Genomic DNA, 21,989 nt, shown 5'->3' on the forward strand with positions numbered 1-21,989 from the left:
CTCGTCCTCGTCCTCGTCGAACGAGGTGAGGTCGACGGTGAAGAGGGGGCGCTCGGCGCTGAGATCGTCGGCGGCGTACACCTCCGTGCAGCCCTGTGTGTCGTCCCGTACGAGGACGCGGAGTACCGGCACCGGGGTCCCGCGCAGCGCGCCCGCCCGCTGCCGGCCGAGCCAGGCCGAGGTGAGCGCGGTCACCGCGAGGCCGGTCAGGAAGACGGTGACGACCCAGGCGCCTTCCTGGTCCCCGGCCGAGCCCCAGAGACCGGCGGTACTCGCCGCCAGCGCGCCGAGTACGAGTACGACGAACCCCAGTACGAACAGCAGCCGCCCACGCCGTAGCGGGGCCCCGGTGTACGGCACGGGTGCGGCGACGCCCCCGGCGGCCTCCACCGCCCGCTCCAACTGCTCACCGCGCGCCCGCAGCCGTACGGCCACGACAGCCCAGGAGCCGAGCACGACCACCACTCCGAAGCCGGTCAGCGCCCATGACTTCGAGGAGGCCTCGGCGGCGAGGGCGAGCAGCAGCAGGGGGGCGCCGACCCACACCAGCTCGGGCCTGGCGAGCACCCAGAGCACGTACACGGCGAACCCGGCGGCGACGAACGGCCACAGACCGCCGGCCATCGCGACCAGGGCGCCCACGCACAGCACAAGGGTGGCGAGTCCGGCCGCGACCGAGCGGCGCACCCGCAGGAAGGTCCAGCGCGGCGGCAGCGCGGCCGACCAGGCCGCCGCGCGAGCGGTGGTCCAGTCGCGGCAGCCGTCGGGTATGGCGGCGGCGGGCAGCCGCAAGGCCTCGTCGGGGAGGGGCACGCGGGTCAGCCGACCGCGAGCAGAATCGCCAGCAGGACAGCGCCCGCGGCGGCGGGCGCCATGATCTCGTACGCCCATTTCACGGTCACCTCGCCCTGAGAGGTGTCCGCCTTCTCCCGGGCCTCCCACAGCCGGCCCAGGTCGTCCATGATCTGGTCGGTCTGGGCGCGGGTAGGACCGGACGGCACCAGAGGCGTCCGACCGCCACCACCGATGCCACTGGCCTCACGAGCCTCGCGCATCTGGGCCCGGTTGGCCCGCTTGCGGGCGCGCAGCGAGACGGGGATGGACCAGAGCTGGTACTTGGCGCCGGACTCGGCGACGACCTCGTTCGAGAAACCCGACCGGAACCCGGCGACGGTGCCCCAGGGCAGCTCGACGACCCGGAACGGGTTGCGTACGCGCAGCCGGTCGTCGTTGGCCAGCACGACGGGCCGCAGGGTGAAGGCGATCACCAGCGGTACGGCGCAGAGCAGCGTGGCGAGCGCCAGCCACGGGGCCCGCCCATGGCCGACGAACAACGCGTCACCGCCGAGCCAGGCCGCGATCCCGAGCAGCAGCACTCCGGCCACGAGGGAGGAGGGTGACCGGTAGGCCCGATCGGGCAGCACGGATTGCGCGGATCCCTGAGCGGGCGACGGATGGTCCGGGTTCGACATACCCCCGATTCTGCCCGACACCCCGAACGCCACCTGCCTGGCCCCGTCCACCCAGGCACATCCAGCCCGTCCGGCGCCTGAGGACGAGGCCCGTCCAGGGCCGAAGCGGGGGTCCGGGGGCGGCAGCCCCCAGGAACGGGATGGGAACGGGTAAGGGCGGCGGGGGCGAAAACAAACCCACCCCCACCCTTTTCCCGGGCTGTACAGCCGCTACGCGCGTAGATATGCTCGGCTTGTGACCATGCCCACCACTGCATCAACCGCACTCCCGCTCAAGGACGTGACCACGTCCAACAGCACGCTGCGCCGCTACCTCCACGGGCTGCCCGGCGTCGACGCGGTCGGCCTGGAGGCCCGCGCGGCCTCCCTCGGCACGCGTTCCATCAAGACCACCGCGAAGGCGTACGCCATCGACCTCGCCATCTCGATGGTCGACCTGACGACGCTGGAAGGCGCGGACACCCCCGGCAAGGTCCGGTCGCTCGGCGCCAAGGCGGTCCGCCCCGACCCGACCGACCGCACGGCCCCCGCCACGGCCGCCGTCTGTGTCTACCCGGACATGGTGGCCGTCGCGAAGGAGTCCGTCGCCGGCTCCACCGTCAAGGTCGCGTCGGTCGCCACCGCCTTCCCGGCCGGCCGCGCCGCCCTCCCCGTCAAGCTGGCCGACGTGCGTGACGCCGTCGCCGCCGGCGCCGACGAGATCGACATGGTCATCGACCGCGGCGCGTTCCTCGCCGGAAACTACCTGAAGGTGTACGAGGAGATCGTCGCCGTGAAGGAGGCCTGCGGGGCGTCCGCCCGGCTCAAGGTCATCTTCGAGACGGGCGAGCTGTCGACGTACGACAACATCCGGCGCGCCTCCTGGCTCGGCATGATCGCCGGGGCGGACTTCATCAAGACGTCCACCGGCAAGGTGGCCGTGAACGCGACGCCCGCGAACACCCTCCTCATGCTGGAGGCCGTACGCGACTTCCGTGCGCAGACCGGCGTCCAGGTGGGCGTGAAGCCGGCCGGCGGGATCCGCACCACCAAGGACGCGATCAAGTTCCTCGTCCTGGTGAACGAGACGGCGGGCGCGGACTGGCTGGACAACCACTGGTTCCGCTTCGGCGCCTCCTCGCTGCTGAACGACCTGCTGATGCAGCGCCAGAAGCTGACCACGGGCCGCTACTCCGGCCCCGACTACGTGACGGTGGACTGATCACCATGGCATCCGCACCCACACCCGCACCTGTATCGGCATTCGCCTCCGCGTTCGAGTACGCCCCGGCACCCGAGTCCCGCTCGGTAGTCGACATCGCCCCTTCCTACGGCCTGTTCATCGACGGCGAATTCGTCGAATCCGCCGACGGCAGGGTCTTCAAAACGGTCTCCCCCTCCACCGAGGAGGTCCTCTCCGAGATCGCCCAGGCGGGCGAGGCGGACGTGGACCGCGCGGTGAAGGCCGCCCGGAAGGCGTTCGAGAAGTGGTCGGCGCTCCCGGGCTCCGAGCGCGCCAAGTACCTCTTCCGCATCGCCCGCATCATCCAGGAACGCTCCCGAGAGCTCGCCGTCCTCGAAACCCTCGACAACGGCAAGCCCATCAAGGAGACGCGCGACGCGGACCTCCCCCTGGTGGCGGCCCACTTCTTCTACTACGCGGGCTGGGCCGACAAGCTCGACCACGCGGGCTTCGGCACCGCACCCCGCCCCCTGGGCGTCGCGGGCCAGGTCATCCCCTGGAACTTCCCCCTGCTGATGCTGGCGTGGAAGATCGCCCCGGCCCTGGCGACCGGCAACACGGTCGTCCTGAAGCCCGCCGAGACGACTCCCCTCTCGGCGCTGTTCTTCGCGGACATCTGCCGCCAGGCGGGCCTGCCCAAGGGTGTCGTCAACATCCTTCCCGGATACGGCGACACGGGCGCCGCGCTGATCGCGCACCCGGACGTCAACAAGGTCGCGTTCACCGGCTCGACGGCCGTCGGCAAGGAGATCGCGCGGACGATCGCCGGCACCCGCAAGAAGGTCACGCTGGAACTGGGCGGCAAGGGCGCCAACATCGTCTTCGACGACGCGCCGATCGACCAGGCCGTCGAGGGCATCGTCACCGGCATCTTCTTCAACCAGGGCCAGGTCTGCTGCGCGGGCAGCCGGCTGCTGGTCCAGGAGTCGATCCAGGACGAGCTGCTGGACTCCCTGAAGCGCAGGCTCTCCACCCTCCGCATCGGTGACCCGCTGGACAAGAACACGGACATCGGCGCGATCAACTCCGAAGAGCAGCTCGCCCGTATCACCTCGCTCGTCGCGGCGGGCGAGGCGGAGGGCGCCGAGCGCTGGTCCCCGGCCTGCGAACTCCCGTCCGCCGGTTACTGGTTCGCCCCGACGCTGTTCACGAACGTCACCCAGGCGCACACCATCGCCCGTGACGAGATCTTCGGCCCGGTGCTCTCGGTCCTCACCTTCCGTACCCCGGACGAGGCCGTCGCCAAGGCCAACAACACCCAGTACGGCCTGTCGGCGGGCATCTGGACGGAGAAGGGCTCGCGGATCCTCGCCGTGGCCAACAAGCTCCGGGCGGGCGTCGTCTGGTCCAACACGTTCAACAAGTTCGACCCCACCTCGCCGTTCGGCGGCTACAAGGAGTCGGGCTTCGGCCGCGAGGGCGGTCGCCACGGCCTGGAGGCGTACCTCGATGTCTGAGCGCACCTATGAGCGTCTGAATGTCTTCAAGACCTACAAGCTGTACGTGGGCGGGAAGTTCCCGCGTTCCGAGAGCGGCAGGGTGTACGAGGTGAGCGACGCGAAGGGCAACTGGCTGGCGAACGCGCCCCTGTCCTCCCGCAAGGACGCCCGTGACGCGGTCGTCGCCGCGCGCAAGGCGTTCGGCGGCTGGGCCGGGGCCACGGCGTACAACCGCGGCCAGATCCTCTACCGCGTCGCCGAGATGCTGGAGGGCCGCAGGGAGCAGTTCGTCCGGGAGGTCGCGGACGCGGAGGGCCTGTCGAAGTCCAAGGCCGCCGCCCAGGTGGACGCGGCGATCGACCGCTGGGTCTGGTACGCGGGCTGGACCGACAAGATCGCCCAGGTGGTGGGCGGCGGAAACCCGGTGGCCGGCCCCTACTTCAACCTCTCCTCCCCCGAACCGACCGGCGTGGTCGTGGTCCTCGCCCCCCAGGAGTCGTCGTTCCTGGGCCTGGTGTCGGTGCTCGCCCCGGTGATCGCCACCGGCAACACGGCGATCGTGATCGCCGGCGAGAAGTCCCCGCTCCCCGCGCTCTCCCTGGGCGAGGTCCTGGCCACCTCGGACGTACCCGGCGGAGTGGTGAACATCCTCTCCGGCCGTACGGCGGAGATCGCCCCGCCCCTGGCCGCGCACCAGGACGTCAACGCGATCGACCTGGCGGGCGCGGACGAGGTCCTCGCGAAGGAACTGGAGATCGCGGCGGCGGACAACCTCAAGCGCGTCCTGCGTCCACAATCCGTGGACAACGCACACTGGTTCACCACCCCGGGCACCGAACGCATGACCGCCTTCCTGGAAACAAAGACGGTCTGGCACCCGACGGGCTCACTGGGAGCCGGCGGTTCCTCGTATTGACCCTCGCCGGGTGAAACCGAAGGCCGCGTCTCCCCTCGTCCGGGAAGGCGCGGCCTCCTGCATCAGCCTCTTTCTCACCGACCAAGAGCGGTCCGTGTCCCTCCCCCGTGCCGTGTCACTCGCGGTCGGCAGTCGACCTTGACCGTCCCTCTCACAAATGCCTCATCCGTCGCCTTCCCCGACCACACATACGCCTCCCCCGGTCTGAGCGCCGCCAGCTTCTCGGGGTTGAGCCCCGACAACGCCGCGTTGACCTTCTGCAAGTGCTTCAGCCACGCCGGTGAGGTGAACCGATGCAGCACCATATGGGTGGAGAGTTCGATGAGCTCGGACGGCACGGACGGTGGATCCTGACTGGCGACGAGTACGGACATGCCCTTGTGGCGCATCTCGCGCACGCTGGACACGAGTCCCGTCACCAAATCGCCGCTGTCGGCGTACTTGTGCGCCTCGTCGAAAACGACCAGCTTGTTGAAGGGACGGCCGTCATCAGTCGCCTCCGAGAACAGGTGCATCAGGACGACGAACAGGCTCAGCGCGTCGCTCTTCTCGATGTCGTCGGAGCGCAGGTCCACGATGATCAGGCGCCCAGGACGCGCAAGGTCCTTGAGACGCACCGAATCATCGATGAAGTCGCCAGCGAGATCGAGCCGTTCCCTGGCTTTTCTCTTCAGATGCTCATCTAGTGTGGACTCCTCGACCCCACGGCGGACCGCATCAAGAGTCAGGTCGGAGCGGTTTGCCTTGATGATCCTGCCGATCTGCCGGATATAGCCGGACTGGTTGCCGACCGCCCCCATGAGGAACTTCCAGTGAGCGATCTTCAGTTCCGAGGCAGCGAAGGCCAGCGGATGCACGAGGACACCCGGGTACTGGGCCTGACGCTCCTCCACGTATTCCTCGGGAACGAGCAGTACGACATCTGTGAGGCCGGCAGGCTGTGCCCCGAAACGTCGGCGCAGGGCGTCCCGTTGCCCTTCGTCGTCATTGGCGTGAATCATGCTCAGAAACTCGGGCTCGTACTCCGAGGTCTCGCTGTAGTGGAAGACAATGCTCGCCAGCGGGCTCGCCAGCCGGTTGACTCCTGACACTGGCAGACTCGCCATCTCCAGCACTGATCCCAGCGTGTAGCTCTTACCACCGCCTTGCACGCCGAACAGGCTGATCGCGTGGGTCTCATTGAGATCAAGGGCGACGCTGCGCCCTGCGCTCATACCGAGCAGGCCGAACTGCTGCGACGGCCGCGAAACGCCGAGGACGATATCCGGATGCCCAGTCTCCGAAACCCTGCCTTCCTCACTCTCCGGGCCGGGCTCTCCGATTGCTTCCTCCACCAACATGCCCTCTTGCGGCGGCAAAGTGCCGGCCTGCGGCTCGTCGATCACAGCAGCAGAACTCTCGGAGTTGCCCTGCCCGGCCGTGTCCTGCACCTCGAGTGGCGTCCGGGCATCCTGCGCCGCTACGTCGCCGTTATGGGTCGCCGGCAACTCAGGCGCGTCTTCGTCCGGATCGTCGGCCAAGGGAGCCGGTTCCTCGGGGATGCCCCTGGTACGCGGGCGGGGGCGCAGCTGAACGGTAGCCCCGGCAAAGCTGGAATCGTCGGCCGCCCCGCCGAGGAACTCAAGGCCTGGCAGTACAAGCTCATCCTTCGCGGTGTCTCCCGAAGCAGGAAGGTATTCCGTCGCTATGGCGTCAAGCAGCCCCACCGCGTGGTCACGGCCAATTCGATGGAACGCCACTCCGTCTTCATGGTCGGCGTCAAGTCCCTCCTTGGACAAGTCGAACACGAGGCCGCTGCGGGTGAATTCGAGGCGGTAGCCGTGATCAAGGCGTTCCAGAAGCCAACGTGCCTCGTCCATTGCTTGCTGATCGAAGAGGCCATACCGTCCCGCACGCGAGAGGTACTGGTCCAGCATTGCCCGCAGCGCCACGTTCTGAAGCGGACGATCGGCACGCCCATGGATTGGATCGAACCGTCGTGCGAGAACTCGCTCGGTGTTTTCGGTCTGCCGGATGATCTGCTGCCGCTTGGCCTGGTAAGCGCCGATGCCACCGCCTGTGTGGCACTTGACCTCCAGCAGTCGGCAGACGATGGTCCGCCGCTCGGCATCGAGATCGAACAGAGCGAGGTCTGTGCGGTGCAGCCGGACTTCCGTATCTCCACCCGCAGCTCGGCTGCGTTCCTCGTCGTAGAGCTCAGGGTGAGTGTCGATAGGCACGAGGATCTGGTTGCGCAGTGCCTTGCGTGTCCCTAGATAGAGGCGCGCGAGGGCGAGGCCGAGGACTTCGGTGCGCTGACTCTCACCGAGTGCCGCCAGCTTGAACACAAGGCTGCCGGACAGCTCGCGTAGCTGGTCGAAGAAGGTCCGAATGTGCCGTTCCGGGATGCCTAGAGCACGGTCCGCGAGGACGGGCCCGAGGAGGGCGCGCATCTCGTCCAACGACCGTGAGGAGACGACGATCTGGTGTCCCAGTCCGCCATGGGACGTGATTGTGTGGTCTATAACGTACTCGGAACGTCCGCGTCGACCATGATCGAAGTACTCGGCCCCGAGGGTGCGGTCCACAGTGACGACCCAGTCGCTCACCTGGTGGACGTCGTGTAGAAGGGCACGGTCATCAGGAGTGAGGCGAACCGTAATCTGCGGCAGCATGCCCGGCCGGTGTTCGCCCGCGCTGGCCGCGACCAAGGCGGCGGACAACGCCCGGGGCAGAGCCGCCAAGAGGTCACCCGTTGTCTCGGCGCCCGTCACCGGGTCGGTGGCCCCGTGCCGGGGCTGTCGGGTCCACTCAGCGTTCTCGTCGTCCTCCCGATATGAACTGCCCATCTCCTGGACGAGTCCGTGGACGGCGACCCGCCCGGTGCCGTCCCTACCGGGCGCGATGTCGTGGCTCTCGCCTCCGAAGGGGTTGAAGAGAAAGGTGAGGTGGGCGGGGAAGCCGTCAGCCGCTCTCCGCAGTTCCGTTGCGTCACGAATCACCACCGACAGCTTGGGCCGCAGAGGGTCTCCCGGGGTCGCGAACGCCTCAGCGGCAGCTGAACGGGAGCCGCTCGCCGGAGCCATCAGATCCGTCAGCGCGGAACCCGTCCACGGATCATCCGGCGCGGCGGCAAAGAGCCGGACTGTGTAGTGCAGGTGGGACAGGTGACGGCGCTCCTGGAGGGAGACCAGCATTTCGGCGAGGAGTTCACCGTGTCCCGCGCCGAGCGCGTTGATCACCAGGCTGTCGACATAGGGATGGAGGCGGATGTACTTCTCCACTCTGTCGGCAAGTTCGTCACCGCTCACACCGCCCGCTGCAGCTGCCGCGTCGATACCGAGTGCCCCCGCCACCCGCGCCAGCACTTCGCGGGGATCGTCGGCTTCGCTGGGCAGGCACACCTGCCAGTAGTCGGTCAACGGGCTGCTGGCGAAGGCGAGTTCCCCGGATTCCAGCGGGACGGCGAGCGGGTAGCCCAAGGGGGCGAGCCGCTGTTCCAGACTGTCCAGCCGTGCCTTGACCAGACCGCTGGAAGCTCCCTGAAGCCTGTCGAGCCAGTGGTCGGCCAGTGCCGCCTGTCCGCTCCACCAGAGCATGCGCAGAGGGTGGGTGGGTGCGACGAGAACCAGACTCCGCCGACTGCCGTCAATGTCGTGGAGGCGGACCGCGAGAGTGTCGGTGCGCAGAAGCTGATGCAGCGTGGTCCGACGCCGATCGGCGTCGGGGGTGTTGGGCCGGTCCAAGGCCCGCACACAGGCGGTTACAGCGGCCAGATACGCCTCCCCGTACGCCTCCACAACATCCCTCAGTGCGCGCGGGTCCATGCCCTCCACGACCAGGAAGTCTCCTGTGCCGTCGGGGGAGTCCGGCACGACGAAGCGACCGAAGAGCTCCGCCCGCGCGAGGGCGTAGTCGTGCAACGGGCCGTCGAGGGGGCTGCCGGATGCGCCTTCAGTGGGTTCGGGCAGGCTGGCGACCCCGGCCGCGTCCACCTCGATCTCCGGCCCCTGCAGCGTGTGCGGCTCGCGCAGGATGCGCTGTTGTGCCTCGGTGAGGATCCTCGGCAGGTCAATGGTGACGAGCCCGGCGGGCCCGAACGAGGCCCGGAGGGATCGGGTCTTGAGGCTGGTGCTCCGCTGTCCCCAGCCGACCTCGCGGTACTGGACACGGCTGGGAGAACGGCCCTCGGCGAGTGCGGTAAAGCGCAGCCGGTTGATCGCCTGGGCAAGACCGGGCGCGTGGTGACCCCGTTGGGTGGGCGGCTCGTCGAACTCGCCGTCAGGGATGACGTAGAAGCGGTCGCTCTCGTGCGGCTTGCGGCCCGCTGTTCCTCCACCCGAGGCGAGGGGCATCGGGTCGTCGTTGCCGTCGAGCGGAGTGACCCGAACAAAGTGCCAGCCCTCCTCCCAGTCGGGACTCCGGCGCCCCTTCTTGAGTTTGACTGCGGCCTTGAGCACCGACTTGGCCTTGGTGGTCACGGACACGGTCGCGGTCAGCCCCGTGGGGCTGGCTAGCGGAGCGCTGTCGTCCTCGTCCCCGGTCTCTGCGCAGATCTCGACCTTGAAGCGCTTGATCCCCGGGATGCTGCGCGGATCGGGGTCCACGGAGAACGTGACAGGAAGGGACGAGAGTCCTCCCGGCAGCAGGTAAGGCTGGCCGAATAGGCGCTCCAGGGCGGGGTGGTTGCGTTGGTCCTCCGCGTTCTCCCCGGCTTTCGGCAGGGCGGTCAGATCGTCGACCTCAATGCGGACGGTCTGGTCGGCCGGGTCGTTCTCCTGGGGCCAGTGGTGGAAGGCGAGCGGCCAGTTCTCGGGATCCGCGGCAATGGCCCGGCACCAGTGCCGTGGGTCGGACAGCCCCGTCGCCGCCGCGAAGTCGACGAGGCGGCGTGTGAAGCGCTGGTGCTCGGCCGAGTTGCGCGGCAGGCCAAGGGCGAGGATGCGCTGCCTGTCGGTGGCGGGGCCCTCGGTGAGCTTCTCGACGGTGCGCCGGTTGCGCTGGGTCTTCGTGACGACGAGGGAGGGGTCAGTGAAGAGTCGGAAGTCCGGGACGAGGCCCAGGAGGTGAACGGCTGCTCCGGCTGCCTCCGGGTGATGCTCGTTCTCCCTGAGGGTGAGCAAATAGCGGGCTGCGGTCCGGTCACCGGCGTCGGACATCTCGGCGAGCAGCTGCTCGACGCCCGCGCGAAGTGGCTCGGGAACGTCCTTGATCAAGTTCCGTTTGAGCCGTGTGTGCACTTCGCGGAGGGAGATCTCCTCGAAGGTGGCAACGGAGAAGGAGTCCTCCGCGCTGGCCTTGGTTCCAGGCGGAACGAACACCAGCAGCGGCGACCGTAGCCGCCCCTGCTCGTCGGGGTTGCGAAGTTCGACGAGCTTGGTGCTGGAGATGAACCTGTCGTCGCCGTCTTCCTCCCTGACAGCGAGGACGTATACCTGGGCGTCGGGCACCGCCGCGCGCAAGCCGCGGGTGAGGCGGGCGGCAAGCTCGGCGTCGAGCCCTCCGGCACGCATGCAGTGGCCTGGTTCGCGGGCGCGCAACAGGTCGGCGAGGCGCGGCAGCATCACGTGTTCGAGAGCCTGCCGCCAGTCGGTCTCGGTGATCTCCACCAGTCCGCGTGCCATGTCCGCGTCTACCTTCCGCCTGCCGTGACCGTGCCGTCTTCAGTGATCGTGAACCTCGGAGTGATCACCTGGGTCAGATAGGCGTCCGAGAGGTCGTCGTAGAAGCCGATCTCACGCATCCGCGTGGTGAACGCCTCGGTGTTGGCCCGTAGGGCCGTCTCTTCGTCCAGACCCGCCGGACCGAAGCCGTCTCCCGTCGGCAACCGGTCCACGTGCAGTCCGTAGCGATTACGCAGTAGGCCGAGGAACTCGTCGAGACGGAGGGAGACGGTGTGGTGGGTATACGCGGAGGAGCTGCCGCGGGGGTTCAGGCGCAGCAGCGCCACCTGGACCAGCACCTCCAACAGGGCGCTGTCGAGCACGAAGCGGCGACGGCCGCGGTGAGGCTGGGCGATGGCCGCGCCGGGCCTGCTCTTGAGCAGCAGGGCGTCGATGGTGTCGACGATGTACTTGTGGTGGTAGCGGCCCCGGTAGGCCATCAGGAGCTCCAGATACCGCTCGAAGGGATCGAGCCCCATGGCTTCGTCGAGCAAGGGCCGGACTTCCTCAGGCTGTTCACTGACCGGGGTGTCGTCGAGGATCGAGGTGAGCCGGGAGCTGAAGAACTCGTCGCGCAGCCTGCGGTAGGCGTCGGTGCCGAAGCGCAGCAGCTCGGGCACGGTGAAATGCCCTCGTGCCGGCTTGGTCTCCTTGCCCTGGCCGACAAGTTGTTCGGCGAAGTCGTCGAGCTTGCGGACGGTGTAGGCAGCCCGTACGAAGTCGGGGATGCGCCTCAGCCAGGTTTCCGCGCTGTGCTCAGCGAGAGCGGCGACCGGGGTACCCGGTGCTCCGGCGACATCGACGAAGAGCCCGACACGGAAGGGGCACCCGGCGAGCGGATCGGGTGCGTCCGCAGTGGCCGGGCAGCGATCGTGCCCGCAGGCGGGGTCGGTCGCGGACCGTGCCACGGCCTGGGGCAGCAGCTTCATCGTCTTGAGCTGGCCGAGGGCGAGGTGGAAGGCGAAAAGGATCTTCAGGTATTCGACCATGGTGATGCGGGGCAGCAGGTCTTTGAGGGACAGCAACCGTACGACGTCGTCGGCGAGGAGGTCGGCCTGCCCTACACACAACGGGGGTGCGGAGTACCAGCCCTTGACACTGTGTGGGCTGTCCGCCTTGACCTGGCTGTTGAGGTGGAGGACCGCCTGCGTCTCAACATCGATGGGGGTCACCTGGGTCGGAACGGAGCTGGTGGCATCGAGCCCGGTGAAGAAGAACTTCCGGATCTGGTCCAGCGCGAGTTCTCCATATGGACCACGGGCGTGCCGCAGCATCTCGTACAACTGGGCGTCGGCCCCGTACGGGCGTGAGTGGTAGTAATTGCGGAACTTGTAAGTCAGACCGTGCAGAGGGCGCAGACCGGCAACCGCCTGGGTGGGTCTGCCGCGGTTGACCATGTCCAAGAGCTGGGTCTCGACCCACCGCCGGGACATCTCCGGATGGTCGGCGAAGCCCTGGAATCGGTCCGCGTGGCGCGCGTCGGTGAACTCGCCCGCGAACTCGGCCGCCGACAGGTCGTTGCGCCGCACCATGCGACTGGTGAGGCCCTTGTGGTTGAGCCGCATGAGGAAGCCGGTGAGTACCCGGTCCATCTGTACGCGCTTGTACTCCAGGTAGGAAACGCCGAGGTGCTTGAACTCGGTGTCTCGTCGGCGCAGAGCCATCAGAGCGCTCCTTCGGTGTCCGGTCCAGGACTGGTTTCGGGGGCATCTGCGTTCGGCAGCGCGGGGGCCAGACGCAGCGCGCCGTCGGGCAGTCGACTGAGCCTGTAGGGCGGCGACCCGGGCGAGTTGAGGAGCACTTCCTGGTAGGAGGTAGCAGCCAGCGCGTTCTTGAAAACGGCCAGAGCGAGGTTCTGCCCCTGGCGGTCTTCCACCCCAGGCTGGTACCCCCGGTGCAACCGGTCGAGCAGCTCGTACAGGTCGAGGCGGACGGTCAGCTGGGCACGGTGGGCTCGCCCGTCCTCTGGGTGATGCCGTACGACGAGTTCGCGCGGGCTCGTCTCCACGTACCGCGACGAGGGCTGTCGGGCGACGGCGATGGTGAAGCTGTCGGCCGGAAACAGCCGGTGGCTGCGCACACTGCCGCCGGGCACGGCACGCACCTGGAGTGCGAGGTCTCTGCCTTTTCTGCCAAGGGCACGCGGCAGGGCTTCGCCGCGGTTGACCGCTTCAATGAGGCGGGCCAGCTCCTCGGGGTCGGGCTGCCCGCCGGCCAGGAGACGCAGGAAGCGGTCAGCCGCCTGATAGGGAAGCAAGCCGGTCCAACGCGTGTCGTCGAGGCTCTCGAAGTAGAAGCGACGCCGGGCCGCGGCGAGGTAGGCGCGGTGCGCGGAGATCTGCGCACGGTCGGCAAGGTGGGTGCGGGGCAGGGCGCGGAAGCTGTCGGTGAGCAGCCGCTCGTCCAGATCGCCGCGCTGGTCGAAGGAGACAAGGGTGTGTCCGGCGGCAGGTCCTGTGTAGTCGAGACGCCGGTCCAACTGAGGGTCGGGAACGGCAGCGACGTCGAGCTCGCGCAGTCGACCGAGGAGGCGGTCGTGCTCGCCCGGGCGGGGCTCACCGGTGGCATTTTCGCCCGTGTGGGTTCCAGTCCAGCTGGTGAAGTAGAGGCTGTCGAGGATGTCCTGGGCCGCCTCGGGTCCATCGCTCGCATAAAGCGAGTGGATCTGGGCACAGTCGCGACCCGAGGTGAGGGTGTAGGCAAGCGCGGACCGCAGGTCGCGCAGGGTGATGTGGAGGCGGCCTCGCAGGTGCACCATGCGATAGAGCGTGGAGAGCCGTTCGGTGACCTGTGCCCCCGCGGTGGGGTGGGAGAAGGTCCGGGCGTTATGGAGGGCGTAGCAGCGCGGGGCGAGCGTGCAGGATCCACAGGCCTCCCAGCGCCGTTCGTCGGTCAGGACGGCGACCATTCGGTGCATGATCGATCCGGTGCCCTCGGGGTCTGCGAGGACGTCGCGGGCATTGAGGTTGACGACGGCAACGCCGTGTTCGCTGCGGCCGATGGCCAGCCCCTCCCGGACGGTGGTCGCGAGCAGCGGATAGCGGTCCTCATGCCGGGTAGCGAAGTCCACGAGGCGGCCTTCGTTGACGGCGATGAGCCGGGTCTGGCCGTCGGGCCACGCCGCAGGATCCGCCCCTTGGTAGGGGGCGAGAAAGGTGTCCAGGACGGTGTCGTTGTCAGTGTCGCCCTCGTCCTGGCTACCGTCGTGGTTGGTGTGGAAGGAACGGCCGCTCAGGGTGAAGTCGTCACCGTTGGCGCGAGGTTCCCCGAAGTCCGCGCCGCGACGGCGCGCCTCGTCGGCGAGGTGCTCAAGGAAGGCTGTTTTTCCGTCCCCGGCGTTTCCGGTGATGACCACGAGGCGGTGGTGGCCCTTGAGGATGTCCGGGCGCAGCCGGGAGTCGAGGCGAGTCTCGACGTACAGGGGGAAGCCGGCGGGATCCAAGCCGCGGGTGCCCGCGTTCGTACGGGCGCTCTGGCTGTAGAGAGTCTGCAGATGGCTGACGAAGGGGTTGCTTCCCTCCGCCGTGTCACCGCCGCTCGCCGTCGGGTGATGCCGCACCGCAGGAACGCGCGGCACGATACGTACCTCCTGTACGGCGGCGAGCGCGGCGCGGAACTCCTCGGCATCGCGGTAGCGCTGAAAGCGGCGCGGGGCGATGGCACGCAGCAGTACAGCCGTGAATCCCGGGTCGAGGTCGGCGAGACCGGGCAGTCGCCGTGGGTCGAGTGGTTCCCCGCCGCGCGGCGGATTCTCCCGCCCGTCCCACGGATAGCCGCCGGTGAGCGCCTCGTACACGGAGATGCCGAGGGCGAAGAGATCGAGGTCGGTGAGCTCCTCCCGGCTGGGCCGTTTCAGGCCGGTGGCCTCGGGCGCGAGATATCGGGGGGAGCCGAGGGTGGGGGTGAGGGTGGAGTCGGACGACACGGCCGCGTTGAAGTCGAGGAGGCGGGCGCCGTCGGCCGTCCACAGCAGGTTGCTGGGCTTGATGTCGCAGTGGAAGACGCCGTTGACATGCAGGTGGGCTAGGCCGGCCAGGCAGTCGTCAAGCAGCTTGCGCACATCCGCCGGACCGAGGGTGCGGTCCTGGTCGAGGACGCGTTGCAGATCCTGCCCCTCGGCGTATTCCATGCGCAGATAGGGGAAGCGGCTCTTGGGCAGCCACTCGGCGTCGATGAGACGCACGAGGTTGGTATGTGGAGGAAGCTTGCGCAGGATGCGGTACTCAACCCTGAGTCGCTCCTCGACGGACTCATGATCCTTGGTGATGATCTTCAGAACCTCGTCGGTGTCGTCCAGGGTGTTGAACACCCGGTAGACGACACCGAACTGGCCCTGTCCCAGCCTGCCGCGCACCCTGAACTTCTCGGTAAGGCGGAAGCCTTCCGGCAGGTCGGCGTAGCTGTGCGGGTTGTCCCAGTCGAAGGCGTCCCCGGACTCGTCCCGCTCGGGCCGCCGCGCCTGGACGCGGGAGCGGCCCGCGTCAGCCAGGGCCAGCCTGCGGATTGCGTCGCGAGCGAGCGGCCGGTCGGCGGGGTCGGCGGACAGCAGTCCCCGGATGACCGACTTGACTTCGGTGTCGAGCCGGTCGGCGTCATCGAGGTTGTCGAGCAGTACGCCGCCCGCTTCAAGGGAGGGCAACTCGCCGGTGTAGAGCTCGTGGAAGAGCACCCCGGCCGCGTACAGGTCGGTGGCGGGCGAGAACGAACCCGGCTTGCTGTGGCACTCGGGGGCGAGGTATGCCGGGGGCTGGTAGGTGTACGCCTCCATGCCTCGGGTGAGTTCGCGCGGGCGTGGAGGCCCTGGGTGGGCGTAGTCGAAACCGGTGAGCATGGCAACGCCGTTGCGGCCGACGAGCACGGTGTCCGGGCTGAGATACCGGTGCACCACCCGGTGGGCGTGCGCGACGGCGAGCCCGCTGAGCACCCCGTCGACGATGCGCCGCTTCGCGTCGGCGCCGAGCGCTCCCTGCCCCTTCGCGTCGAGTTTGACCCGCAGCGCACCCGCGAGGACATCCTTCAACACGACCGCGTAGCCCTCCCCTTCGTCCAGCGGGAAGGACGTGATGCACGCGACGATGTTCGGGCAGGACGGGAGCTTGTTGAGGGCCTGGATGGGGTTGCCGATGCGCGCGTACGCGGTGGATCGCTGGCCGTCCGGCAGTAAGGGGTCGACGGCGTGCGCCTGGAGGATGTACGTCCCCGACTGCGGCTGGTCCGCCAGCCGCACCCGGTACACGGAGACGCGACGGGCTGGATCCTCGTCCTCCTCGGACGACTCGGCGGGGTCGGCCTCATAGAGGGTCTCCACGACCTCGTAGTGACCGAAACGCCGCTTGCCGGACGGCGGGCGGGTCTCCGCCTGGAAGACACGGGCCAGGTCCGCGCGCAACGCCGGGATGTCCCCGGTGGGCCTGTTGCCGGGCGGCCGGTGGCGCTGGAGGAAGGGCACCAGGTCGTCGAGGTGGAGAGTGCTCGGCTCGTCGCGACCGTCGGGATCGTGCAACGTGGCGCCCAGGTACGGCAGGATCACCAGCCCCTCGCACCACACCGACCCGAGCCGACCGCCACCGGTCCGTGACCGCGCCAGCAGGTCTGCGGCGACCCTCGCATGATTACGGATCTTGCGCGCTGGACTGGCGAACGGCGCCCCCTGCGGATACCAGCGCCCACCGCGCACCTCGACACGGCCGTGCACACCCTTGGTGTCCGCGAGGTACACGGCGTGGTCGGTGATGATTGCCAGGTCCACCTCGAATATCGGCCGCCCGGGTCCGTACGGCAACTCGAAGTTGGCCACGACGATCCACTCGTCGGGCGCGTGCTCCCGCAGATGGCGCAGCACCATGCGCTCGGCCTCGTTGGCCGGCTCACCGATCGGAATGATCCGTGCCATCGCCCCGCTCCCCCGTTCACACCACCATCCGCGTACCTCACCCGGCTCACGAGCCCCGGTACGCCCACGGCCATACGCCGTCACATGTGCCTTCACATGTCACCGGACACAATAGGACGCTCCACTGACAACGCCCCGAAAACCAGTCACCCGACGATCACAGGACCTCCCCCCGACTCCGGGCATTGGCCACAGCCACCCGGGCACGCAGCAACTCGTCGTCGCCCGACGAGCCGCCTCCCTCGATGCCGTCAGCGCCCAACGGCTCGACGTCACCGGGACGCGCGGTCCACTCCACGCCGCCTCCGCACCGACGCAGCCATACGAGCCCGTCGAGGTGATCCATGACGATGCCCTGCCGCTCGCGGCGTGTGTCGTAGGCGAGTTGACCGACGGGGAGGCGGCTCGGCTCGCGGGCGGCACGGGCTTCGCGGGTGGCTTCGGCGTGGGCCTGCGCGGCGGCGGTGACGGTCGCGCGGTCGGGTTGACCGGGGTTAGTGAGCGGGGTCGGGCGGGTCAACTGTGCCTCCTGGAGTGGGGTTGGGGCATTGCAGGCCCCCACCTGGCGATTTCACTTTTCGTGCCCCCATGGTCACCGTGCGCCACTACCGTGGACAGGGTGATCGCGTCCCCACCAGGGATGCGGAACAGCACGTCAACACGGACAAGGGAGCACCGCCATGGCCCACCCCGCCCGCGAACTCGACCCCACCCTCTCCGCACGCGACCTCTACGGCGTCGAACTGCACCGCCAGCGCCAGATCGCCGGCCTCTCGCTCGACCGCCTGTCGGACGTCGTCAACTACAGCAAGACACACCTGCACGGGGTGGAAACAGGGGAGCGGCTCCCGTTGCCGCCGATCTCGGAGAAGCTGGATGTGGCCTTCGGGACGGGGGAGTTGTTCCAGGGGTTGTGGGGCGCGGTGAAGCGGGAGCACACGCCTCGGCGGTTTGATCACTGCCTGGAACTGGAGGCGAAGGCGGCCCGGATTCAGGCGTTCGGCGCGAGCATCATCCCGGGCCTGCTCCAGACGAAGGCATACATGAAGGCGCTGTTCATCGAGGGCGATCCAGGATTGAGCCCCAGGGAGATCGACGGCTTGGTCGCGGCCCGCCTGGGCCGTCAGGAAGTCCTGCGGCGCGACACTACGCCGGACTTCTGGTGGATCCTCGGTGAAGCAACCCTGCGGCAGGCCGTGGGTGGTCTGGAGGTAATGCGCGAGCAGCTCGCGGCACTGCTGCCACTGACGAACACGCGCCACACGACAATCCAAGTGGTCCCGTTCGAGTCGGGCGCGTGCGCCCTGATGAACGGCACGCTCATCTTGCTCACGCTTCCGGACAACTCCACCACCGTGTACCAGGAGGGCCCCAGGAACGGAGAGATCTTCGACGACCGGGAGACCGTCATGCGGCGTATGCGAGAGTACGATCGCATGAAAGCCTGCGCCCTGCCGCCGAGGGATTCTGCGGCGTTGATCGAAGCGACGATGGAGAAGTACAAGCCATGCGACTCAGCCCGGACCTGAGCACCGCCCGTTGGCGCAAATCCTCCTACAGCGGAAATCAGCAGGGGGATGAATGTGTTGAAATCGCCGACACCTACCCCAGCGTGGTCCCCGTTCGCGACAGCAAGGACACCACCGGCCCTGTCCTAATGCTTAACCACAGGGCATGGCAGCGGTTCGTCAATGGACTCAAGGGCGGCTCGCTCTAAGGCGGATACGCATGACGGGCCCTGGAAGTGTTCCAGGGCCCGTCATGGAACATCCGGTCCAGCCGCGAGCTCAGCTGGTCGCGGCGCCCGAGTGAAGCACCACGGCTTCCTCCAGCTTGGCGAGGGCCAAGTCCTCCTTGACATCGGCTTGATCGCGCTTCTTGTAAGCTGCACGGACGGTCGCAGCGATGCGGTCGCGGTCGGCCTCCGTCAGAACCGGCACAGGGATGCCCTTGCGCAGATCCTCGTGAATGTCCTGTTGCTTGCCGCCGACGGACATGGATCTGAGCAATCGGAACACCGGCTCCGACCGGAGCAATGCGAACAAGTAGGCCCCTGCGAAGCGCGAGTCACCGGAGACAACTCGCAGGAAGTGCTGGCTGTAGGCGTGGTCGAGCCAGGAACCTGTAACCAGGAATGGGCGGCAAAACACCTCGTTCTCCCCCAGGGTTCCCTGCGCTGCGACCATCACCGTCTCGTCCGAGGCAAAGATGCCCGGCGGTGCTTGCTCCGGGCTGATCCAACGCCCCTCCGGTCGCAGCCAGAACGCCTGACGCTGGCCGATCAGGCGTACGGCACCGTAGCCGGGCTCGGCGTCAATGCGCTTGAAGCGCACGCCAGATCCCAACGCGCCCCCCTCACAGACCTTCTCCAACGTCACATGCTCCACCGAACCCAACCGCTTGAGAATGTCCTGAGCCCGCGGCTGAAAGTTGAGCGCCCGCAGAGTCGTCGCCGTTAGCCCGCGCCGCACGAACCCCAAGTCGCGCCCCTGCGCATGCCACTTGAGGTGGAGCAAGTCCTCAAGCCCGGCCGTACTGAACAGATCCCGCGTCGCCTCGGTGAGCCCCTCCTGGAAGGCGGCCCGCAACTCAGCGGCCTCCTGAACGAGTTCGTGGATCTTCTTCTCCGCCGCATCCCCGAAGCGTGGCACGGGAATCTCACCAACGTGATCCGGAGCAATGTGCCTGACGGCTGATCCGTACACCCCACCCCTGACGAGCACCTCACCGAACCGGCTGCTCAGGAAGGCGTACAGATACCCAGGAGCGATTCGCCCGGAGTCGGGCTCGACCGTGATGACGTCCTCCGACGACCAGAAGCTGGCCATATCGGGACGTACATAACCCCGCCTTCCGGCATTGAACCCCGACCGGGAAATCAGGGTCATCCCGGCCTTGAGCTTCAGGCTGGCCAGCTTCGACTCAGCGTCGTCCTTACTCAGCAGAGGCAGCGTTGTGAAGTCGGCCAGTTGCATGTCCTTGCTGCCGACGAACGGCACACCATGTGCGGGGTCGGTGACATACACCCGTCGGAAGAGCGGGCCACTGACGATGCCCCCGTCAGATCCACCCGTCAAATCCTTCAGCGGCACCTTCTCGACCGACAGCCGCTCCAGCAACCGTTCCGTGGCAAACGCCCCCGACAGATACGGCTTCGCAACCAACCGCAACCCCTGCTTGTTCAGCCACCCCCGCCTGGCCGGGTTGCCCGCCTCGGCGACCTTCACGCCTTCTCCCCCTTGTTCCAAGGGAGTTCGTGGCCATGCTGGTCCAGGAACGCGTGGTACTCGGTGATGACGCTGGGCCGGTCATGGCGCTCGTTACGGTCCCGCAGGGACATCAGGTCGTTGTCGATGATGAAGTCACGCCGCTTGATCCGGCGTTCCACCGCGACGTTCTTGACGACGATCTCGTCCGTCTCCTCGTATTCCTGAACCACTCGGTCGCCCCGAGCATCGCGCACGTGCAGCGGGTTGCCGCGTCGGTCAAAACCGACCTTCTCGGCGACGGCCATGAACACCGGGTAGTCGAGCTCCCCGTGCAGCCGTTCCTCAAGCTTCTCCTGCTCGGTCTTCTTCCGCAGAAAGAGCAGGGTGGTGAGGATGTTGACGCCGGCGCCCACCACGAAGATCTCGACGGGCAGTTCGATGCTCGCCATCACCCAGCACTCGTCGAGGATGTACTGCCGTACCGCCTCGTCGTCGGGGCCCGGGTTGGAGAGGATGCCGTTGGGCAGGACGATGCCGATGCGACCGCCCGGCTTCACCCACTCGACCGCCTTCTGCACGAAGAGCCGTTCTGGGGCGACAGAGGCGGCTGGCTTGCCGCGCTTGAGCGTGCCGTCCTCCTGACGGGACCAGCCGTAGGCGATGCTCTTGTGCTTCTCCTCGCCGGACTCTTCCTCGCGGAACAGGTCCAGGACCGGCCCCGTCACGGGAATGTCGGTGCCGAAGGGAGGATTGGTGAGCAGAACATCGACCTCGCCGGGACGAATGCGGTGCAGGTGTTTCATGGCGGGCTCCACACCCGGCAGACTGCCCATCCGGGGGAAGCCGAGGGAGTCCAGCTGGAACGTGTTGCCCGCGATGTCGGTCAACATCATCACGCCGAATGCGGCGGCCCGGGTTAGGAAGGGGTCGAAGTCAGTGCCGTAGACGCGGTCCTTGGCATACGCGCCAAGGTCGCCACGGCGCTTGGTCTCGAACCGGGCCCGCTCCTGCACGGACAGCGACTTCTCGTCCTTGGGCATCCACTCCTTGTGCAACACGTGCAGCAGGGTTTCGCGGAGGAAGCCGCCGGTGCCGCAGCACGGGTCGAAGACGGTGTGGTGCAGCTCGGGGTCGAGCATCTCGACCATGAGCCGCACGGCGCCGTTCGGAGTGAAGTACTGGCCGCGGTCACCGCGCAGGTTGTCACCGACGAGTTCCTGGTAGGCGGTGCCGAGCGCGTCGAGAGAGGTGTCGTGGATGCTGTAGGTGTACAGCTCGCCGGTGATGAAGGTAAGGGCGCCAGGGCCGAGGGTGAGCCGGTCGTACTCGTTGAACAGCTTCTCCTTGGCGTAGACCTCCTTGACCTCGTCGAAGAGTTCCCTTATGCGGGCGGCGACTGTGAAGCTGCCCGCATCGTTGTTGGCGGCTTCGGCAAGGTCGTCAGAGTCGACGTAGAAACGGGACTCCCGCCCCTCCTCGCGCACCAGACGCTCGTCATAGAGCTTGGCGAACAGGACGTACAGAAACTGCCAGAAGGCGGCGTCCTTGGGCAGGCCCTCGTTGCCGTGGATGTAGTTGTGGCAGCGGCGGAAGGCAAACCTCAGCATCGCCTCGTCGGCCCGGCGCATGGTGGCGAGCGAGGAGGCATTGCCCTGGGCGTCGAAGAGCGTGGCGTCGCCGCGCGGCCAGTTCGCCATCGCCCGGTACTCGTCCTCGAACCGGGAGGGGTCGCGGCGGATGAAGTAAAGGTCCTTGTCGTCCGTCCACAGCCCCAACGCACAGTCGGGTCCTGCCCCGTGCATCAGATCGGCGACCTCGTCGACCTGTTCCTTGGCGTGAGCGAACGTACGGATCTTGGAGACGGTACGGCTGTCGTTGGGGCGCGGTTTGGTGACGACGATCCGGCGGACGTACTGCAACTCCTTCGGCGCGCCGTGCTCGAAGATCGCGATGCTCGCACGGCGCCGGGACTTGCGGCCGGTCTTCTCGTTCACCACAGGGATCGGGAAGTCGGCCACCATGTCGTCCGGGTCGATGGCGTACTGGCGGACGAGCACCCTGGCAATGTGCTGCCGCACCTTCTCGGCCTCGGTGAGCTTCACCACCTTGTAGCCGGTGATGTAGTCGAAGATCTCATCGTCCTGCAGCTTGCGCGGCCCCGCGCTCTCCCCCGAGCCGGCCTCCCCGCTCACCGCC

Annotated in this window: 12 protein-coding genes and 1 pseudogene; 5 read left to right on the top strand and 8 right to left on the bottom strand. The window is 67.7% G+C overall.

The features are described from left to right. Both AOK08_RS17545 and AOK08_RS17550 read right to left on the bottom strand, forming a co-directional pair. Positions 1–813: pseudogene (locus AOK08_RS17545) on the bottom strand (hypothetical protein); the annotation flags it as partial. Between the two features lie 5 nt (positions 814–818). Beyond that, positions 819–1,472: a PH domain-containing protein gene (locus tag AOK08_RS17550; protein WP_055526634.1), complete on the bottom strand. Its 654-nt coding sequence runs from the start codon at positions 1,470–1,472 to the stop codon at positions 819–821. 241 nt (positions 1,473–1,713) lie between these two features. On the opposite strand from AOK08_RS17550, the gene deoC reads away from it, so the two are divergent. The 3 genes from deoC to AOK08_RS17565 are packed head-to-tail and all read left to right on the top strand — an operon-like array spanning position 1,714 to position 5,049. Then, entirely contained in the window at positions 1,714–2,673 is a 960-nt protein-coding gene (deoC, locus tag AOK08_RS17555; protein WP_055526661.1) for a deoxyribose-phosphate aldolase, read from the top strand. Between the two features lie 5 nt (positions 2,674–2,678). Continuing rightward, positions 2,679–4,151: an aldehyde dehydrogenase family protein gene (locus AOK08_RS17560; protein WP_055526638.1), complete on the top strand. Its 1,473-nt coding sequence runs from the start codon at positions 2,679–2,681 to the stop codon at positions 4,149–4,151. Next, the gene (locus AOK08_RS17565; protein WP_055526640.1) at positions 4,144–5,049 is read left to right on the top strand and encodes an aldehyde dehydrogenase family protein; all 906 of its coding nucleotides are present in this window, start codon (positions 4,144–4,146) and stop codon (positions 5,047–5,049) included. Before AOK08_RS17560 ends, AOK08_RS17565 begins: the two co-directional genes overlap by 8 nt. A gap of 74 nt (positions 5,050–5,123) precedes the next feature. On the opposite strand, the gene mads8 is transcribed toward AOK08_RS17565, so the two are convergent. The 4 genes from mads8 to AOK08_RS47400 form a co-directional block, all read right to left on the bottom strand. Then, entirely contained in the window at positions 5,124–10,652 is a 5,529-nt protein-coding gene (gene mads8, locus AOK08_RS47395; RefSeq protein ID WP_055526642.1) for a methylation-associated defense system ATP-binding protein MAD8, read from the bottom strand. An 8-nt stretch (positions 10,653–10,660) separates the two neighbouring features. Further along, positions 10,661–12,355 (bottom strand): methylation-associated defense system protein MAD7, encoded by a 1,695-nt coding sequence (gene mads7, locus AOK08_RS17575; RefSeq protein WP_055526645.1) that lies wholly within the window; start codon positions 12,353–12,355, stop codon positions 10,661–10,663. Continuing rightward, positions 12,355–16,584, bottom strand: a complete 4,230-nt coding sequence (mads6, locus tag AOK08_RS17580; RefSeq protein WP_055526649.1) for a methylation-associated defense system protein kinase MAD6 — start codon at positions 16,582–16,584, stop codon at positions 12,355–12,357. Before mads6 ends, mads7 begins: the two co-directional genes overlap by 1 nt. 157 nt (positions 16,585–16,741) lie before the next feature. Next, positions 16,742–17,104 carry a hypothetical protein gene (locus tag AOK08_RS47400; protein WP_055526651.1) on the bottom strand — a complete coding sequence of 121 codons (363 nt, stop codon included), beginning with the start codon at positions 17,102–17,104 and terminating at the stop codon, positions 16,742–16,744. A gap of 160 nt (positions 17,105–17,264) precedes the next feature. On the opposite strand from AOK08_RS47400, the gene AOK08_RS17590 reads away from it, so the two are divergent. Beyond that, positions 17,265–18,113 (top strand): helix-turn-helix domain-containing protein, encoded by an 849-nt coding sequence (locus AOK08_RS17590; protein WP_055526654.1) that lies wholly within the window; start codon positions 17,265–17,267, stop codon positions 18,111–18,113. Continuing rightward, positions 18,092–18,301, top strand: coding sequence for a DUF397 domain-containing protein (locus AOK08_RS43270; protein WP_079054093.1), 210 nt, complete (start codon positions 18,092–18,094; stop codon positions 18,299–18,301). The genes AOK08_RS17590 and AOK08_RS43270 overlap by 22 nt, the downstream gene beginning before the upstream one ends. Before the next feature lie 70 nt (positions 18,302–18,371). On the opposite strand, the gene mads5 is transcribed toward AOK08_RS43270, so the two are convergent. Then, a complete protein-coding gene (gene mads5 / locus AOK08_RS17595; RefSeq protein ID WP_055526656.1) occupies positions 18,372–19,811 on the bottom strand; it encodes a methylation-associated defense system restriction endonuclease subunit S MAD5 in 1,440 nt (479 codons plus the stop codon). After that, on the bottom strand, positions 19,808–21,989 hold a 2,182-nt coding region (gene mads2 / locus AOK08_RS17600), incomplete at its 5' end, for a methylation-associated defense system DNA methyltransferase MAD2 (protein ID WP_157876711.1). The genes mads2 and mads5, both read right to left, overlap by 4 nt.

The organism is Streptomyces graminilatus, assembly GCF_001418565.1.
GTDB lineage: Bacteria > Actinomycetota > Actinomycetes > Streptomycetales > Streptomycetaceae > Streptomyces > Streptomyces graminilatus.

Excerpts from the sequence above, each read along its gene's own strand:
- AOK08_RS17560 (WP_055526638.1), top strand. The coding sequence starts at position 2,679 with ATGGCATCCGCACCCACACCCGCACCTGTATCGGCATTCGCCTCCGCG.
- mads7 (WP_055526645.1), bottom strand. The coding sequence starts at position 12,355 with ATGGCTCTGCGCCGACGAGACACCGAGTTCAAGCACCTCGGCGTTTCC.
- mads6 (WP_055526649.1), bottom strand. The coding sequence starts at position 16,584 with ATGGCACGGATCATTCCGATCGGTGAGCCGGCCAACGAGGCCGAGCGC.
- AOK08_RS17590 (WP_055526654.1), top strand. The coding sequence starts at position 17,265 with ATGGCCCACCCCGCCCGCGAACTCGACCCCACCCTCTCCGCACGCGAC.
- AOK08_RS43270 (WP_079054093.1), top strand. The coding sequence starts at position 18,092 with ATGCGACTCAGCCCGGACCTGAGCACCGCCCGTTGGCGCAAATCCTCC.
- mads8 (WP_055526642.1), bottom strand. The coding sequence starts at position 10,652 with ATGGCACGCGGACTGGTGGAGATCACCGAGACCGACTGGCGGCAGGCT.
- AOK08_RS17550 (WP_055526634.1), bottom strand. The coding sequence starts at position 1,472 with ATGTCGAACCCGGACCATCCGTCGCCCGCTCAGGGATCCGCGCAATCC.
- AOK08_RS17565 (WP_055526640.1), top strand. The coding sequence starts at position 4,144 with ATGTCTGAGCGCACCTATGAGCGTCTGAATGTCTTCAAGACCTACAAG.
- deoC (WP_055526661.1), top strand. The coding sequence starts at position 1,714 with ATGCCCACCACTGCATCAACCGCACTCCCGCTCAAGGACGTGACCACG.